Annotated in this window: 15 protein-coding genes; 9 read left to right on the top strand and 6 right to left on the bottom strand. The window is 71.3% G+C overall.

What is annotated here, in order from left to right:
• Positions 1 to 413: 413 nt before the first annotated feature.
• Complete coding sequence (locus ACIPXB_RS22190; RefSeq protein WP_003948568.1) at positions 414 to 1,025, bottom strand: response regulator transcription factor; 612 nt, start codon at positions 1,023 to 1,025, stop codon at positions 414 to 416.
• A gap of 378 nt (positions 1,026 to 1,403) precedes the next feature.
• On the opposite strand from ACIPXB_RS22190, the gene ACIPXB_RS22185 reads away from it, so the two are divergent.
• Positions 1,404 to 1,721 carry a WhiB family transcriptional regulator gene (locus ACIPXB_RS22185; protein WP_401452468.1) on the top strand — a complete coding sequence of 106 codons (318 nt, stop codon included), beginning with the start codon at positions 1,404 to 1,406 and terminating at the stop codon, positions 1,719 to 1,721.
• Between the two features lie 131 nt (positions 1,722 to 1,852).
• On the opposite strand, the gene ACIPXB_RS22180 is transcribed toward ACIPXB_RS22185, so the two are convergent.
• Positions 1,853 to 2,761, bottom strand: coding sequence for a LysR family transcriptional regulator (locus tag ACIPXB_RS22180; RefSeq protein ID WP_401452466.1), 909 nt, complete (start codon positions 2,759 to 2,761; stop codon positions 1,853 to 1,855).
• Positions 2,762 to 2,841: 80 nt separating this feature from the next.
• On the opposite strand from ACIPXB_RS22180, the gene ACIPXB_RS22175 reads away from it, so the two are divergent.
• Genes ACIPXB_RS22175 through ACIPXB_RS22165 form a run of 3 tightly spaced genes read left to right on the top strand, consistent with a single transcriptional unit; the run spans position 2,842 to position 5,079 of the window.
• Positions 2,842 to 3,534, top strand: coding sequence for an MOSC domain-containing protein (locus tag ACIPXB_RS22175; RefSeq protein ID WP_401452464.1), 693 nt, complete (start codon positions 2,842 to 2,844; stop codon positions 3,532 to 3,534).
• A 9-nt stretch (positions 3,535 to 3,543) separates the two neighbouring features.
• The gene (locus ACIPXB_RS22170; protein ID WP_401452462.1) at positions 3,544 to 4,317 is read left to right on the top strand and encodes an SDR family NAD(P)-dependent oxidoreductase; all 774 of its coding nucleotides are present in this window, start codon (positions 3,544 to 3,546) and stop codon (positions 4,315 to 4,317) included.
• A gap of 51 nt (positions 4,318 to 4,368) precedes the next feature.
• Complete coding sequence (locus ACIPXB_RS22165; protein ID WP_401452460.1) at positions 4,369 to 5,079, top strand: ester cyclase; 711 nt, start codon at positions 4,369 to 4,371, stop codon at positions 5,077 to 5,079.
• A gap of 87 nt (positions 5,080 to 5,166) precedes the next feature.
• On the opposite strand, the gene groL is transcribed toward ACIPXB_RS22165, so the two are convergent.
• Both groL and groES read right to left on the bottom strand, forming a co-directional pair.
• Positions 5,167 to 6,792, bottom strand: coding sequence for a chaperonin GroEL (gene groL, locus ACIPXB_RS22160; protein ID WP_401452458.1), 1,626 nt, complete (start codon positions 6,790 to 6,792; stop codon positions 5,167 to 5,169).
• Between the two features lie 112 nt (positions 6,793 to 6,904).
• Positions 6,905 to 7,213, bottom strand: coding sequence for a co-chaperone GroES (gene groES, locus ACIPXB_RS22155; protein WP_401452456.1), 309 nt, complete (start codon positions 7,211 to 7,213; stop codon positions 6,905 to 6,907).
• 322 nt (positions 7,214 to 7,535) lie between these two features.
• Between groES and ACIPXB_RS22150 the strand changes: the two genes are divergently transcribed.
• The 5 genes from ACIPXB_RS22150 (at position 7,536) to ACIPXB_RS22130 (ending at position 13,935) form a co-directional block, all read left to right on the top strand.
• Entirely contained in the window at positions 7,536 to 8,219 is a 684-nt protein-coding gene (locus ACIPXB_RS22150; protein WP_401452454.1) for a response regulator transcription factor, read from the top strand.
• Positions 8,220 to 8,224: 5 nt separating this feature from the next.
• The gene (locus ACIPXB_RS22145) at positions 8,225 to 9,649 is read left to right on the top strand and encodes a sensor histidine kinase (protein ID WP_401452453.1); all 1,425 of its coding nucleotides are present in this window, start codon (positions 8,225 to 8,227) and stop codon (positions 9,647 to 9,649) included.
• A gap of 66 nt (positions 9,650 to 9,715) precedes the next feature.
• Entirely contained in the window at positions 9,716 to 10,978 is a 1,263-nt protein-coding gene (locus tag ACIPXB_RS22140) for an LCP family protein (protein ID WP_401452451.1), read from the top strand.
• The gene (locus ACIPXB_RS22135) at positions 10,966 to 12,375 is read left to right on the top strand and encodes an FtsW/RodA/SpoVE family cell cycle protein (protein WP_401452449.1); all 1,410 of its coding nucleotides are present in this window, start codon (positions 10,966 to 10,968) and stop codon (positions 12,373 to 12,375) included. The genes ACIPXB_RS22140 and ACIPXB_RS22135 overlap by 13 nt, the downstream gene beginning before the upstream one ends.
• A 135-nt stretch (positions 12,376 to 12,510) precedes the next feature.
• The gene (locus tag ACIPXB_RS22130) at positions 12,511 to 13,935 is read left to right on the top strand and encodes a condensation domain-containing protein (RefSeq protein ID WP_401452447.1); all 1,425 of its coding nucleotides are present in this window, start codon (positions 12,511 to 12,513) and stop codon (positions 13,933 to 13,935) included.
• Here ACIPXB_RS22130 and ACIPXB_RS22125 read toward each other — a convergent pair.
• Complete coding sequence (locus ACIPXB_RS22125) at positions 13,926 to 14,837, bottom strand: polysaccharide deacetylase family protein (protein WP_401452446.1); 912 nt, start codon at positions 14,835 to 14,837, stop codon at positions 13,926 to 13,928. The genes ACIPXB_RS22130 and ACIPXB_RS22125 overlap by 10 nt on opposite strands.
• On the bottom strand, positions 14,834 to 15,766 hold the full coding sequence (locus ACIPXB_RS22120; RefSeq protein ID WP_401452444.1) for a polysaccharide deacetylase family protein: 933 nt from the start codon (positions 15,764 to 15,766) through the stop codon (positions 14,834 to 14,836). The genes ACIPXB_RS22125 and ACIPXB_RS22120 overlap by 4 nt, the downstream gene beginning before the upstream one ends.
• Between the last annotated feature and the right edge of the window lie 69 nt (positions 15,767 to 15,835).

The following is a 15,835-nucleotide window of genomic DNA, read 5'->3' as shown; positions in this document are numbered from 1 at the left end:
CAATCCATGGTGCCTCGCCGCCGGGGCGTTCGCGGCATCGTGGCCGGTGTTGTGCATCGAAGCGTTATGAGCGGGCGCGCCGGAACCCATCATCTGCGCCCTCCCCTCCCGCTCGCCGGATGGTCCCCGAGGAACCCACATCTCCAAGAATGCGGCACACCTCAAGGATGCGGCATCGCGCACGAAGCGACACGTCCCCCGGATTGTGCCCCGCCAACCCCCCGGTGCGCACCGGGTACGGCGGGTACAGCGGAACCCGAGTGCGCGTCCACCGGTGGGCGGGCGGCCGCGCCGCCGCCCCGTCCGTCGCGTCCGGACGGGACCGTCCCGGCCGGACCGCCCACGTCACCCGTCCGGACCAGCCGCCCGGTCCCGTCGCACGGCCACCTGCCCGGGCGACGGGCGGTCCGCCGTCAGCGGACCAGGCCCCAGCGGAACCCGAGGGCCACGGCGTGCGCCCGGTCGGAGGCGCCCAGCTTCTTGAACAGCCGGCGCGCGTGCGTCTTGACCGTGTCCTCGGAGAGGAAGAGCTCACGCCCGATCTCCGCGTTGGAGCGGCCGTGGCTCATGCCCTCCAGTACCTGGATCTCGCGCGCGGTGAGGGTGGGCGCGGCGCCCATCTCGGCCGAGCGGAGCCGGCGCGGGGCCAGGCGCCAGGTCGGGTCGGCCAGGGCCTGGGTGACCGTGGCCCGCAGTTCGGCGCGCGAGGCGTCCTTGTGCAGATAGCCCCGGGCCCCGGCGGCGACCGCGAGGGCCACCCCGTCCAGGTCCTCGGCGACCGTCAGCATGATGATGCGGGCGCCGGGGTCGGCCGAGAGCAGCCGGCGGACGGTCTCGACACCCCCCAGACCCGGCATCCGTACATCCATCAGAATCAGGTCGGAGCGGTCGGCACCCCAGCGGCGGAGGACTTCCTCGCCGTTGGCAGCCGTCGTCACACGCTCGACGCCGGGCACGGTGGCCACCGCGCGGCGGAGCGCCTCTCGGGCAAGCGGGGAGTCGTCGCAGACGAGGACGGAAGTCATGACCGCCCTCCGCAGCTGCTGATGCGCGTCACCTTGAGCCTCCAGGCTGGTACGTATCGTCACCTGTGCGGTCGATGCTCTCGGACATCTGTCCGGGAACTTCTTCGTTCAACCGCCTTCGCACTCTCAACGATGGTCACTCGAAAGAGTTACGGGTCGGACGGACACCTTCGGCACTCTACGTGAGGAAGCCGTCACGGCGTGGGCAACACAAGCCACATGTCCTCCATCTGGCGCTATGCCCTATTTGGCGGCTTTCCTTCCGTTTGCCATGTATCTGAGGCTAGATTCACATCAGTCATATTTACGTCTGATCTGATCGTAGATGTGGCCGCATGGACCGTATCCGCCTCAGTACCGGCTGAACGAGGACTAGCAATGGCAGATTTCTCCCGCCTCCCCGGACCGAACGCCGACCTCTGGGACTGGCAGCTCCTCGCCGCCTGCCGCGGGGTCGACAGCTCCCTCTTCTTCCACCCGGAGGGCGAGCGGGGCGCGGCCCGGAGCGCGCGCGAGGCCTCGGCTAAAGAGGTCTGCATGCGATGCCCGGTGCGCGCGGAGTGCGCCGCGCACGCTCTCGCCGTCCGCGAGCCCTACGGCGTATGGGGAGGCCTCACCGAGGACGAACGCGAGGAGCTCATGGGCCGCGCCCGCCACCGCCTGATCCCGGCGACCAGTGCGAGCAGGAACGAGTGACCCCCACCGGTCAACTCGACGACGACTGACCGCCCCACTCACAGAAGGAACGTTTCCTCTGATCCGGCGCGCCCGGCCCGCCGCCACCCGGGCGGAGGGGGCCGGCGCGCGCGGGCGTCAGCGCGCGGAGGTCAGCGCGCTGCGGCCCGCTCCAGCTGCGCCAGCGTCGCGGCCACCGCCGGTACGCGCGCCAGGTCCGGCAGGGTCAGCGCCACGACCTCGCGTTCCACGGCGGGCCGGACCGCCAGCGTGCTCACGCCCTTGGCCCGTACGGACTCCACCGCGAGCTCGGGCAGCACCGCCACCCCCAGGCCCGCCCCGACCAGCCCGACCACGGCCGGGTAGTCGTCGGTCGCGAAGTCGATGCGCGGGGTGAACCCGGCGCGCTCGCACACCTCGACCAGATGGCGGCGGCAGCGCGGGCAGCCCGCGATCCACGGCTCGCCGGCCAGCTCCGCCATGCCCGCCTCGGCGGCGCCGGCCAGTCGGTGCCCCTCGGGAACCAGCCCGACGAGCCGGTCGGTGAGCAGCGGGCGTACGACGAAGTCCTCCCAGCCCTCCCCCTCCGCGCCGGCGGAGGCGGGCCCGGCGTAGCGGAAGGCGAGCGCCACGTCGCAGTCGCCCTCGCGCAGCATCTCCACCGAGCGCGGCGGCTCCGCCTCGACCAGCGAGACGCGGGTACCGGGATGGGCGGCGCGCAGCGCGGCGAGCGCGGTGGGCACGAGCGTGGAGCTGCCGCTGGGGAAGGAGACCAGCCGGACCCGGCCGGCCCGCAGGCCCGCGATGGCGGCGACCTCCTCCTCGGCGGCCGTCAGCCCCGCCAGGATCCCGGCGGCGTGGCGCACCAGGGCCTCACCCGCCTGGGTCAGCCGCATCTCGCGGCCGGTGCGGATGAGCAGCGGGGTACCGGCGGACTGCTCCAGCGCCTTCATCTGCTGGGAGACGGCCGGCTGGGTGCAGCCCAGTTCGCGGGCGGCGGCGGAGAAGGACCCGGTGCCGGCCACGGCGCGCAGGACCCGGAGATGACGTGCCTCGATCACACTACGATCATAAGGGCGACTTTGATGATCGCGCCAATATTACGAAGATTCTTTGGGGCCCTGCGGGTTAGCGTGGCCGCATGAGCATCAGCACCGGCACAGTCCTCTCCGTCAGCATCGGCCTCGCGACGGCCGTGCCGTACACCGACAACGAAGGCGGCATGACGGGCATCGGCAAGCGGCCCGTGACCGGCCCGGTCCAGGTGTCCGTCCCCGGCCCCAAGGGCACCGCGGGCGGCGGCGTCGAGGGCGACGCGATCTGCGACCTGCGCTTCCACGGCGGTCCCGACCGGGCCGTCTACGCGTACGCGCGCGAGGAGCTCGACGACTGGGAGCGCGTGCTGGACCGGCCGCTGGCCGACGGCCTGTTCGGGGAGAACCTCACCACCCTCGGGCTGGACGTGGAGGGCGCGCTGGTCGGCGAGCGCTGGCGGGTGGGCGGCGCGCTGCTGGAGGTCACCGGCTGCCGCATCCCGTGCCGGACCTTCGCCGGTGCGGTCGGCGAGACGTCCTGGGTGCGCCGGTTCACGCAGAAGGGCGCGTCGGGCGCGCTGCTGCGGGTGATCGAGCCCGGCGCCGTCGAGGCCGGGGACCCGGTCACCGTCGAACACCGCCCCGGCCACGACATCAGCGTCTCGCTGCTGTTCCGGGCCGCCACGCTGGAGCGCGGGCTGCTGCCGCGCACGCTGGCGGCGGCCGAGTGGATGGAGTCGGACCTGCTGGAGGTGGCCCGCGCGTACACCGCCAAGTACGGCAACGCCCCGGGGCATTAGGTTGCGCACATGACGACTGCGCTGATCACAGGATCCACGGCGGGCATCGGCGCCGCCTTCGCCCGGCGGCTCGCCGCCCAGGGACACAACCTGGTGCTGGTGGCCCGCGACGCCGAGCGGCTGGCCGAGCAGGCCACCGAGCTCCACGACCGGCACGGCATCGAGGCCGAGGTACTGACCGCGGACCTGTCGACCGACGAGGGCATCGGTGCCGTCGAGGCGCGCCTGAGCGACCGTACGCACCCGGTGGACCTGCTGGTCAACAACGCGGGCTTTGGCAACAAGGGCCGCTACCTTGACGTCCCGATGGCCGACGAGCTGACCATGCTCAAGGTGCACATCGAGGCCGTGCTGCGGCTGACCTCGGCGGCCACGGAGTCCATGCGCTCGCGCGGCCGGGGCGGCGTGATCAACGTGGCGTCGGTGGCCGCGTTCCTGCCGCGCGGGACGTACGGGGCGAGCAAGGCGTGGGTCGTGCAGTTCACGCAGGGCGCGGCGAAGGACCTGGCGGACTCGGGCGTACGGCTGATGGCGCTGTGCCCCGGCTTCGTGCGGACGGAGTTCCACGAGCGGGCCGGCATGGGCACCGACAACATCCCCAACTGGATGTGGCTGGACGCCGACAAGCTGGTCGCCGCAGCCCTCGCCGACCTCGGGCGGGGCCGGACGGTCTCGATCCCGGACCCGCGGTACAAGGCGCTGATGGGCGTCGTGAAGCTGACGCCGCGCGGCCTGTTGGGCGGGGTGTCGTCCCGCACGGGGCGGAAGTACGGCCCCCAGTAGCGGACATTCCGGAATAAACTGGGCACGTCCCATCCATCCGGGAGGACCACCATGACATTCGTACAGATAATCGATTACAAGACTCGCCGGTACGACGACCTGTCCGACCTCATGGACCGGTACGTCGCCCAGAGCCAGGGCCGCAGGACCGTCGTCCACAGCCTGATCGGAAAGGACCGCGACGACGCGGACCACTACGTCGACGTCGTCGAGTTCCCGTCGTACGAAGACGCCATGCGCAACTCCGGTCTCCCGGAGACGGACAAGATGTTCCAGGAGATGATGGCCCTCTGCGACGGGATGCCGAAGTTCACCAACCTGGACGTGGTCCGGGACGAGCAGCTCAACAAGCACCTGGTGAACCGGATGTTCGAGGACGTCATCATGAACGGCAACATGGCCGCCCTCGAGGAGTGCGTCGCGACGAACTACATCGACCACGACGCCAGCAAGGTGGAGTCCACCGTCATCGGGCGGGAGAGCCTGCGCTCCGACGTCGAGGGCTGGCGCGGCGGCTTCGACATGACCTTCGAGCCGATGGCGCAGATCGCCGAGGGCGACTTCGTCACCACGGTGTGGAAGTGGCACGGCAAGCACACGGGCCAGTTCATGGGGGCGGCCCCGACCGGCAAGACGTACGAGATGTCGGGCACCACCACGTTCCGCTGCGAGAACGGTGAGATCACCGAGGGCTGGTGGCACTACAACATCGGTGAGCTGCAACGCCAGATGGGCATCTCCGGCTCGCCGTACGAGTCGTGATCCGGCCCGTACGACACGGGAAGGCCCCGTTCCGCAGCTGCGGAACGGGGCCTTCCGAACGCCGTGGGCGATCCGTGGCGCTACGGGTCAGTGGCTGTGACCGTGGCCGTGACCGTGGGCGTCGGCCTCCTCCTCGGCCGGCTTCTCGACGACCAGGGTCTCGGTCGTGAGCAGCAGGGAGGCGATGGAGGCGGCGTTCTCCAGGGCGGAGCGGGTGACCTTCACCGGGTCGATGACGCCGGCCTTGACCAGGTCGCCGTACTCGCCGGTGGCGGCGTTGAAGCCCTGGCCCTTGTCGAGCTCGGCGACCTTCGAGGTGATGACGTAGCCCTCGAGGCCGGCGTTCTCGGCGATCCAGCGCAGCGGCTCGACGACGGCGCGGCGGACGACCGCGACACCGGTGGCCTCGTCGCCCTCCTTGCCGAGGTTGCCCTCGAGCACCTTGGCGGCGTGGACCAGAGCGGAGCCACCACCGGAGACGATGCCCTCCTCGACCGCGGCGCGGGTCGCGGAGATGGCGTCCTCCAGACGGTGCTTCTTCTCCTTCAGCTCCACCTCGGTGGCGGCGCCGACCTTGATCACGCACACGCCGCCGGCGAGCTTCGCGAGGCGCTCCTGGAGCTTCTCGCGGTCCCAGTCGGAGTCCGTGGCCTCGATCTCGGCCTTGATCTGGTTGACGCGGCCGAGGACGTCCTCGGAGGAGCCGGCGCCGTCCACGATCGTGGTGTCGTCCTTGGAGACGGTCACGCGGCGGGCGGTGCCCAGCACGTCCAGACCGGCCTGGTCGAGCTTGAGGCCGACCTCCTCGGAGATGACGGTGGCACCGGTGAGGGTGGCCATGTCCTGGAGCATCGCCTTGCGACGGTCACCGAAGCCCGGGGCCTTGACGGCGACCGCGTTGAAGGTGCCGCGGATCTTGTTGACGACGAGGGTGGAGAGCGCCTCGCCCTCGACGTCCTCGGCGATGATCAGCAGCGGCTTGGAGCCACCCGCCTGAATGACCTTCTCCAGCAGCGGCAGGAGGTCCTGGATGGAGGAGATCTTGCCCTGGTTGATCAGGATGTACGGGTCGTCGAGGACGGCCTCCATACGCTCCTGGTCGGAGACCATGTACGGGGAGAGGTAGCCCTTGTCGAAGGCCATGCCCTCGGTGAACTCCAGCTCCAGGCCGAAGGCGTTGGACTCCTCGACGGTGATGACACCGTCCTTGCCGACCTTGTCCATCGCCTCGGCGATGAGCTCGCCGACCTGCTGGTCCTGCGCGGAGAGCGCGGCCACGGCGGCGATGTCGGACTTGTCCTCGATCGGGCGGGCCGTCGCGAGGAGCTCGTCGGACACGGCCTTGACCGCGGCGTCGATGCCCTTCTTCAGGGAGGCCGGGGAGGCGCCGGCGGCGACGTTGCGCAGGCCCTCGCGGACCAGCGCCTGGGCCAGCACGGTGGCGGTGGTGGTGCCGTCACCCGCGATGTCGTTGGTCTTGGTCGCCACCTCCTTCACGAGCTGGGCGCCCAGGTTCTCGTACGGGTCGTCGATCTCGACCTCACGGGCGATCGTGACACCGTCGTTGGTGATGGTGGGCGCACCGAACTTCTTGTCGATGACGACGTTGCGGCCCTTGGGGCCGATCGTCACCTTGACCGTGTCGGCAAGCTTGTTGACGCCGCGCTCGAGGGCGCGACGGGCGTCCTCGTCGAACTTCAGGATCTTCGCCATGGGAGCGGTTCAGCCCTCTCGGAAACTCGGGTTCAACGAACCGCGCCCCTCGCCGCCCGGCAATCAGCGGGGTGACCAGGGGCGCAGCTCAAAAGCAAAACTTCAGAGGTGATTACTTCTCGACGATCGCGAGCACGTCGCGAGCCGAGAGGACGAGGTACTCCTCGCCGCTGTACTTCACCTCGGTGCCGCCGTACTTGCTGTACAGCACGATGTCGCCGACCTGGACGTCCAGCGGGAGACGCTGGCCGTCCTCGAAGCGACCCGGGCCCACGGCGAGGACGACGCCCTCCTGGGGCTTCTCCTTCGCGGTGTCCGGGATGACCAGGCCGGAAGCCGTGGTCTGCTCGGCGTCGAGCGGCTGGACCACGATGCGGTCCTCGAGCGGCTTGATGGCAACCTTGGAGCTGGCGGTCGTCACGATCCGACCTCCCCCTTCGGAGATCTCACGGGGTTAACTGTCTGAGTGTGGCGACCAGGTCGATCCGTCGTCGCGGGTGCCGGACCTGCCCGTCGCTGTGTTGGCACTCACCAGCGGCGAGTGCCAGGCCCGAGACTATTCCGGTGATTAGCACTCGGTCAAGCGGAGTGCCAATTCACGCCCGGTCGCGTCTGAAGCATGCTGCCGGGCGGGGTGTTGGACGCCGATAAGTTCCCGATCATGGACAGCTCACGCAGCGGCGGGTGAGGGCCCGCGACAGCGGGCCAATGGGTGATTGCGGCGGGTATGTGACAGTTGAGCGGTGCGCATCCTCGTGGTCGAAGACGAAGAAGGCCTCGCCGAGTCCCTCCGGCGGGGCCTGTCGGCGCAGGGCCACTGGGTCGAGACCGCGTACGACGGCCACCGCGGCCTGGAGCTCGCGCTCAGCGGCGGCCCCTACGACGCCGTCCTGCTGGACGTGATGCTCCCCGGCCCCGGGGGGCACGAGATCTGCCGCCGGATGCGCGCCCACGGAGACCCCACCCCGGTCCTGATGCTCACCGCCAAGGACGGCGAGCACGACGAGGCCGACGGCCTGGACTCCGGCGCCGACGACTACCTGACGAAACCTTTCTCCTTCGTGGTGCTCGGCGCCCGGCTGCGCGCGCTCGCCCGCCGCGCCGGCACCGCCGCCCGGCCGAGCACGCTCCAGGCCGGCGACCTCACCCTGGACCCCGGCGCCCGGCGCTGCCGCCGCGGCGAGCGGGACATCGAGCTCACCGCCCGCGAGGTGGGCGTGCTCGCCTGCCTGATGGAGCAGCCGGGCCGGGCGGTCGCCAAGCGGGACATCCTCGACGAGGTGTGGGACTCCCCCGACGCCATCGACCCCAACATCGTCGAGGTCTACGTCTCCTCGCTGCGCAGGAAGATCGACACCCCCTTCGGCCGCCGGTCCATCGTCACCGTGCACGGCGCCGGCTACCGGCTGGCCCCGGACGGCGGGTGACGGCGGTGGCGAGCACCCTGCGCGCGCGGGCGGCGGTCGCCGGCGCCCTCGCCATGACGGCCGTCCTGGCCGCCGGGGGGCTCTGGCTGCACACCCTGCTGCGCGCCAACCTGCTGGAGAACACGGGCGGCCGAACCGAACTCGCCGCCCGCAAGGTCGCCGCGCAGATCGACGGGCGCACCCTGCCGCCGGACGGCCGGCTGCCCGCGCCGGAGGGCGGGGTCGACCTGGTCCTCGTACGCGACGCGCGGGGCAGGACGGTGGCGACGAGCGGGGCCGTGAACGAAGACGGGAGCGGGAACGGGAGCGGGAGCGGCGACAGGTACGGGGACGGGTCGGGCGGGTCGGCGCTGCCGGAGCCGGCGGGCGGCGACGCGCGCTCGGCCGTGCTGCCGCCGGCCCGCCCCGGCGGCGAGCGGCGCCTGGTGGTGGCCGTGGCGGCGCCGGGCCCGCCGCAGGCCCACGATCCGCACACCGTGTACGCCATGACGGTGCTCGGTGACGTCGACGACGCCACCCGTGCCGTCGCGGTCGGCCTGCTCGCCGGCGCGCCCCCGCTGATCGCCTTCGCGGCGGTACTGGCGTGGTGGGTGACCGGGCAGGCGCTGCGCCCGGTCACCGCGATCCGTACCGCGCTGGCGGCGGTCACCGCCAGCGCGCTGGACCGGCGGGTTCCCGACCCGGGCGGCGCCGACGAGATCGCCCGGCTCGCCCGGACCGTCAACGCGACCCTCGACCGGCTGGAGGCCGCCGACGCCCGCCAGCGCCGGTTCACCGCGGACGCCTCGCACGAGCTGCGCAACCCGCTGGCCACCGTCCGCTCCCGGCTGGAGGTGGCCCTGGACCGCCCCGACCGCGCCTCGGTCGCGGCCGCGCTCGCCGACACCGAGCGGCTCCAGCGGATCGCGGCCGACCTGCTGCTCCTGGCCCGCCTCGACGGCCGGCCGGCGCCGCCGCGCGCCGAGCCGGTCGACCTCGCGCTGCTGGCCGCCGAGGACGCGGCGCGGCGGCGGGCGCCGCGGGTGCGGCTGCGCGTGGCGGCGCCCGCGCCGGTCCCGGCCGCCGGGGATCCGGCCGGGCTGGAGCGGGCGCTGGCGAACCTGGTCGACAACGCCCTGCGGCACGCCCGTACCGAGGTCGCCGTCCGGGCGTACGCGCAGCCGGGGCGGGCGGTGCTCGTGGTCACGGACGACGGCCCCGGGATCCCGGCAGCCGACCGCGACCGGGTCTTCGAGCGGTTCGTACGGCTGGACGCCGACCGCGGCCGCGCGAGCGGCGGCACCGGGCTGGGCCTGGCGATCGCCCGCGAGATCGCGCGGGCGCACGGGGGCGAGGTGACGGCGCAGGCGGCGGGGGCGGCCGAGGGCGGCGGCGCCCGCTTCGTCCTGCACCTGCCGGTGGCGCAGGACGGCGGAAAGGCATCCCCCTGAGAATCCTGAAGGGGCCTTCAGGATCTTCAGGTTTCCCTCAGCGGCCGCGGCCCAGCATCGACTGCCATGAGCGCGCACCGGAGGAAGACGACGAGCAACCGGCGCCGGCCCCGGTCCGGGCGGCGGTCCGCACCGCCGACCAGGCGGCAGCGGCTCGGCCGCACGCTGCTGGCCACGGGTTGTGTGCTGACCGTACTCGTGGGCGGCACCGCCTGGTACGTGTACGACGACCTGGCCTCCAGCATCGGCAGCTCCAAGGCGCTGCGCGGCGGCGAGAAGTCGCGGCACGGCGACCTCAACATCCTGCTGATGGGGCTGGACAGCCGCCGCGACCAGAACGGCGAGCCGCTGCCCGAGGAGGTCCTGGACAAGCTGCACGCCGGCAGCTCCGACATCGGCGGCTACAACACCAACACGCTGATCCTGCTCCACGTACCCGGCGACGGCGGCAAGGCGCGGGCGTTCTCGGTGCCGCGCGACGACTTCGTGGAGCTGAAGGGCGTCCCCGGCTTCTCCGGCAAGGACAAGATCAAGAAGGCGTACGGGCTGGCGAAGGCGCGGCGCGAGCAGGAGCTGTCCGCGCGCGGCGTCGAGGACAAGCGCGAGCTGGAGCGGGAGGGGCGGGAGGCGGGCCGCAAGGCGGAGATCGAGACCGTTCGCTCCTTCCTCGGCGTGCCGATCGACCACTTCGCCGAGCTGAACCTGGCCGGTTTCTACCACCTGGCCGACGCGCTGGGCGGCGTACCGGTGTGCCTGAACAAGCCGGTGAAGGACAAGAACTCGGGCGCCGACTTCCCGGCCGGGCGGCAGACGCTCGACGGGCAGCAGTCGCTGGCGTTCGTGCGGCAGCGGGTCGGGCTGGAGATGGGGGACCTGGACCGGACGAAGCGGCAGCAGGCGTTCCTGGCGGGGGCGACGTACAAGCTGAACCAGGCCGGGACCTTCACCGATCCGGTCAAGCTGCTGCGGCTGATCGACGCGGCGAAGCAGGACGTGGTGACGGACGAGGGGTGGGACCTGCTGTCGTTCGTCAAGCAGGCCAAGAACCTGTCCGGCGGCAAGGTGGAGTTCACGACCCTGCCGGTGGAGCGGTTCGGAAGGAACCATGGGGAGGACATCAACGTCGTAGATGATATGAAGATAAAGCGCCTCATTGCCGAGCAGATCGGACCCGAAGCCGCTGCGACCCCCACCGCACCGGGCGCCGTACCCTCATCCCCCGCGTCACCGTCGTCCCCCGCGTCACCCCCGCCCTCACCCCCCGCCTCCCCGCACCGGAGCAACAGCGGAACCGCCATCGACGGCGGCGGTATCCCGTGCGTGGACTGAGGCCCCTGACGGCGGCGGGCGCCCGCCGCCGTACGGAAGCACTGCTGCTCCTCTTCGTCATCGCGATCACCGTCTTCGGGCACGCGAGCGCGAGCCTGGCGATGAACGGCGAGCTGCCGACCGACCTCACCGGCTTCACGATCAGCATGACGCTGCTGTCGCTGGTGGCCCACCTGGGCGTACGCCGCTTCGCCGCGTACGCGGACCCGCTGGTCCTGCCGCTGGCGATGCTGCTGACGGGCCTGGGGCTGGTGCTGCTGCACCGGCTGGACCAGGGGTACATCGAGCGGTACGGCTCGGAGGCGAACGCGCCCGGGCAGCTGCTGTGGACGGTCATCGGCGTGGCGGCGTGCGTCCTGACGGTCGCGCTGCTGCGGGACCACCGCTATCTGCAGCGGTTCATGTACCTGACGATGGCCGTCGCGCTGGTGCTGCTGATCGCGCCGGCGTTCATGCCCGCCGACACGTACGGCGCGAAGCGCTGGATCTACATCGGCCCGTTCTCCGTGCAGCCCGGCGAGTTCGTGAAGATCATGATCGCGATCTTCTTCGCCGGCTACCTGGTCCAGCACCGCGACTCGCTCGCCCTGACGGGACGCAGGTTCCTCGGGATGCGGATGCCGCCGATGCGCCAGCTCGGCCCGATCATCACGGTGTGGCTGCTGGCCATGCTGGTGCTGATCTTCGAGCGCGACCTCGGCACGTCGCTGATCTTCTTCGGTGTGTTCGTGGTCCTGCTGTACGTCGCCACGGAGCGGACGTCGTGGATCGTGTGCGGCCTGGCCATGGCGGCGGTCGGGGCGTTCGCCGTCGGCTCGACCCAGCCGCACGTGAAGAACCGGGTCCAGGCCTGGCTGAACCCGATGGCCATCTACTGGCCGGAGGGGACCCGGCCCCCGGGGCTGACGTCCGACCAGTCGGCGCAGGCCCTGTTCAGCTTCGGCACCGGCGGGATGTCGGGCACGGGGCTGGGACTGGGGCACCCGGAGCTGATCAAGTTCGCGGGCCGGACCGACTTCATCCTGACGACGGTCGGCGAGGAGCTCGGCCTCGCCGGGGTCATGGCCGTCCTGGTGATCTACGCCCTCCTGGTCCAGCGCGGCCTGCGCATGGCCCTGGGCGCCCGCGACCCCTTCGGCAAGCTGCTGGCCGTGGGCCTGTCCACGGCGCTGGCGCTCCAGGTCTTCGTGGTGGCGGGCGGCGTCACGGGCCTGATCCCGCTGACCGGCAAGGCCCTGCCCTTCCTGGCCAAGGGCGGCTCGTCCCTCCTGGCCAACTGGATCATGATCGCCCTCCTCCTGCGCATCAGCGACAGCGCGGAACGCCAACGGGAGGCGGACGCACGGGCCCCGGCGGAGCCCCCTCCGACGGAGGTGGGGGTGAGAGCAGGGGTGTGACGGGCCGGTGTCGGTGTGGCCGTTTCTTCGGCGTCGGCCGCTTCGTTAGGCCCTCAGTGGGGCCGGGGGGCAGGAGAGCGGGCATGCGCTGGGAGTGGTTTCCCGTTTGCCCCAGGTGCGAACGGAGACGTCCCTGTGCGAATCACCGATATCCAGCGCTGCGAGATCCGGCCCGGGCTCCTCGTCGAGTGGGCGCTCGACCCGGCGACCGTCGCGGCGGCGCGCGGCCTGCCGGAGGACTCCCGGCCGCCGGCGTACGTCCAGGAGGCGCACATCCGTACGGCGCGGACCGTGCGCGAGGACGGGCTGTTCGTCCCGACCTGGGTCGGCGCGGCCTTCGACCTGCCGGGTCCGGTCGATCTCGACGTCCTGCAGGAGGTCCTGCGCAGCTGGACGCTCCGGCACGAGACGCTGCGCAGCGGCTTCCGCTGGGACGGCGACGAGATGCGCCGGTTCACGCTCGACGCCGGGGACGTGGCGCTGCGGCGCGACGTGGTCGGCGAGTTCCCCGACGCGGCGGAGCTGGTGGCGTACCTCCAGGACCGCTTCGACGTCGTGGCCGACGCGCTGTGCTGGCCGAACTTCCTGTACACGGCCGTCGTCCGCGACGACTGCACGAGCGTGTACATGGCCTTCGACCACAGCAACGTCGACGCGTACTCCGTGCAGCGCATCCCCGCCGAGATCCACGAGCTGTACGCGGCGGGCATCGAGGGCCGTCTCCTCGACACCCCGACGGTGCACAGCTACGTCGACTTCTGCGGGATCGAGCGCGCGGAGGCGGACCGGATCGACGAGACGCACGAGATCATCGGCCGCTGGCGGGAGTTCATCCGGCGCTGTGACGGCCGGCTGCCCGGCTTCCCCGTCGATCTGGGCCTGGAGGGCGGCGAGGGCCTGCCGCCCCAGAAGCTCATGCAGGAGATGCTGGTCGGCCCCGAGGACGCGGCCGCGTTCGAGGCGTACTGCCGTCCCTTCGGCGGGAGCATGACCGGCATCCTCGCGGCGACGAGCCTGATCGTGCACGAGCTGGGCGGGCAGCCCGTCTACCGCACGGTCGTGCCCTTCCACACCCGGGTGAAGTCCCAGTGGCGGGACTCCGTGGGCTGGTACGTCGGCGGCGCGCCGATCGAGATCCACACGGCGCAGGCGCCCGACTTCCGCGGCGTGCTGGAGATGGTGCGCGCCGCGCTGCGCGCCAACCGGCCGCTGGCCCGTATGCCCATCGCCCGGGTCCTGCGCCTGCTCGGCGCGGACTTCCGCCCGACGTCGCCGGACCTGTACTCGATCGTCTCGTTCGTCGACGCCCGCGTCATGCCGGGCTCCGCCGACTGGACCGCCCAGAAGGCGTACGGCCTGCTGAGGGTCTCCTACGGCGACCAGGTCTGCGTCTGGATCAACCGCCTCGACGAGGGCCTCCAACTGGCCGCCCGCTACCCGGACACGGACGTCGCGTACAAGAACATGCGCCTGTACGTGGAACAGCTCCGCGACCTGATCCTCTCGATCTCCCACCGGCCCGCCGGTCACGGCGGGCCTGCGGCAGGGGCTCACACGTAGTCCTCCAGGCGGCCTATCCGGAAGCCCTGGTCCTGGATGTGGCGGAGCATGCGCGTCGTCATCTGGGTCTCCGTCGAGCCCTTGAGTTCGGAGCGGCCGCGGAAGTGGGCCAGGATGATGTCGCCCGGCTTGAGGGCGTTGCCCTCGGCGTACTGGAAGTTGTTGATCTGCATCGACACCCGCCACAGGACCAGCGACGAGACCCCGCATTCCGACGCCGCGCGCAGGGTGTCGTCGTTGTAGTTGCCGTACGGCGGGCGGAACAGGCGGGGGCGCTCGCCGAAGCGCTGCTCGAGGTGGTCCTGCTGGCCGCAGATCTCGCGCTTCTGCGTGGTGTACGGCAGGGTCCGCAGGTTGGGGTGGGACAGCGTGTGGTTGTTGATCACACTGCCGTTGCCCATGTCACGCAGCTTCTGGAAGTAGCCGTAGTCCGCCGACGCGATGTCGTCCGTGAGGAACATGCTGATCGGCAGTTTGAGGTCGGCCGCCATCTTCAGGAACTCGGGGTCCTTCTCGGCGCCGTCGTCGAAGGTCAGGAAGACGACCTTCTCCCCGGCCGGCACGGGTATTCGGTCCACCACCGCGACCTTGCCCGCGGGCGCGGCCGGCAGCTTGGGCTTCTCCGCCGGCTTCGGGGCGAACTCCAGGGGGCGGCTCAGCCCCCACTTCCGGTACGCCTCGTCGGACGCGCCGCCCGAGGGCGGGAGCGAGGGCGAGGCCGGGGCCGAGGGAGCCGCGGAGCCGCCCGGCCCCGGCGCTCCGGACGCCTCGTCCTGGACCTCCTGCGTCGTCTTGCGGCCCAGCCGTTCGATGGGTTCGACGCTCTCCCCGCACCCCGCCAGGGAGAGCGCGAGCGCGCCGGCCGCCAGCGTTCCGGCCACCGACCGGCGCGCGTTCCTCACAGGTAGTCCTCCAAGCGGGCCACGGCGTATCCCTTGTCCGTGACGGTCTTCATGACCTGACGGATCATGTCGGGCATGGTCCCCTTCCAGTCCTCCCGGCCCCGGAAGTGGGTCAGGATGATGTCCCCGGGGTGCAGGTCGCGGTCCCACTCCCGGTAGTCCATCTTGTCCGGGAAGGCTTCGGCGTTCCACAGCGGGGCGTACTTGATGCCGCAGGACTTCGCCGCCTTGAGGGTGTCCTCGTTGTAGTTGCCGTACGGCGGCCGGAAGAGGGTCGGCGCCTTGCCGAACTCCTTGTGGATGGTGTTCTGCTGGCCGCAGATCTCCTGGCGCTGCTTCTCGTACGACAGGGCCGGCATGTACCGGTGGTTGAGGGTGTGGTTGTTGATGGTGACGCCCGAGGCCTGCATCTCCTTGAAGTACGCGTAGTTGTCGCGGATGACGTAGTCGCTGACGAACGCCGTGTACGGGATCTTCAGCTCCTTCATCATCTTCAGGAACTCGGGATCCTTCTCCGCGCCGTCGTCGATGGTGAGGAAGACGACGTTCTCCTCGGTCGGGATGGTCGTGAAGACCGGGGGCAGGCCCAGCTCCTCGTGGTCCTCCACCTCGAAGCCGTCGCGGGTGGTGATCTCCGGCTTGGTCGTGGGCGCGGCGGGCGCGGTGAGCGGCACCTTGGCCAGGCGCCATTTCTTGGTGGCGGCGACGAGGGCCTGCCGCTGCTGCTGGGGGGTCAGGGCGGGGGCGCCGCCCTGGGCGCCGCTGCCGGTCTTGGGTTTCTCGGGCTTGGTGGCGGGCCTTCCGCCCTCGCCCGAGCCGCAGGCGGTGCCGAGGGCGGCGACCATGAGCGCGGCCAGCGCCACCCCGTACCGGCCGCGCGGGCGTGCGGGAAGGCGGGCGGTTTTTCCTGATTGTCCTACTAGCTTCATAGTTGCGGATGGTGGCAGGCGGAAGCCGCGCCGCTGTGCCGACACCGCGACCGGACGCTCCACTTCCAC

It is taken from the genome of Streptomyces sp. NPDC090022 (assembly GCF_044748145.1).
Classification (GTDB): domain Bacteria; phylum Actinomycetota; class Actinomycetes; order Streptomycetales; family Streptomycetaceae; genus Streptomyces.
The sequence above is the reverse complement of the archived record's forward strand: the minus strand, read 5'-3'. Positions and strand labels throughout refer to the sequence as shown.

Bases quoted from the DNA above. Each gene is read 5' to 3' on its own strand.
- ACIPXB_RS22190 (WP_003948568.1), bottom strand. From the start codon at position 1,025: ATGACTTCCGTCCTCGTCTGCGACGACTCCCCGCTTGCCCGAGAGGCG.
- ACIPXB_RS22185 (WP_401452468.1), top strand. From the start codon at position 1,404: ATGGCAGATTTCTCCCGCCTCCCCGGACCGAACGCCGACCTCTGGGAC.
- ACIPXB_RS22175 (WP_401452464.1), top strand. From the start codon at position 2,842: ATGAGCATCAGCACCGGCACAGTCCTCTCCGTCAGCATCGGCCTCGCG.
- ACIPXB_RS22170 (WP_401452462.1), top strand. From the start codon at position 3,544: ATGACGACTGCGCTGATCACAGGATCCACGGCGGGCATCGGCGCCGCC.
- ACIPXB_RS22165 (WP_401452460.1), top strand. From the start codon at position 4,369: ATGACATTCGTACAGATAATCGATTACAAGACTCGCCGGTACGACGAC.
- groL (WP_401452458.1), bottom strand. From the start codon at position 6,792: ATGGCGAAGATCCTGAAGTTCGACGAGGACGCCCGTCGCGCCCTCGAG.
- ACIPXB_RS22140 (WP_401452451.1), top strand. From the start codon at position 9,716: ATGAGCGCGCACCGGAGGAAGACGACGAGCAACCGGCGCCGGCCCCGG.
- ACIPXB_RS22120 (WP_401452444.1), bottom strand. From the start codon at position 15,766: ATGAAGCTAGTAGGACAATCAGGAAAAACCGCCCGCCTTCCCGCACGC.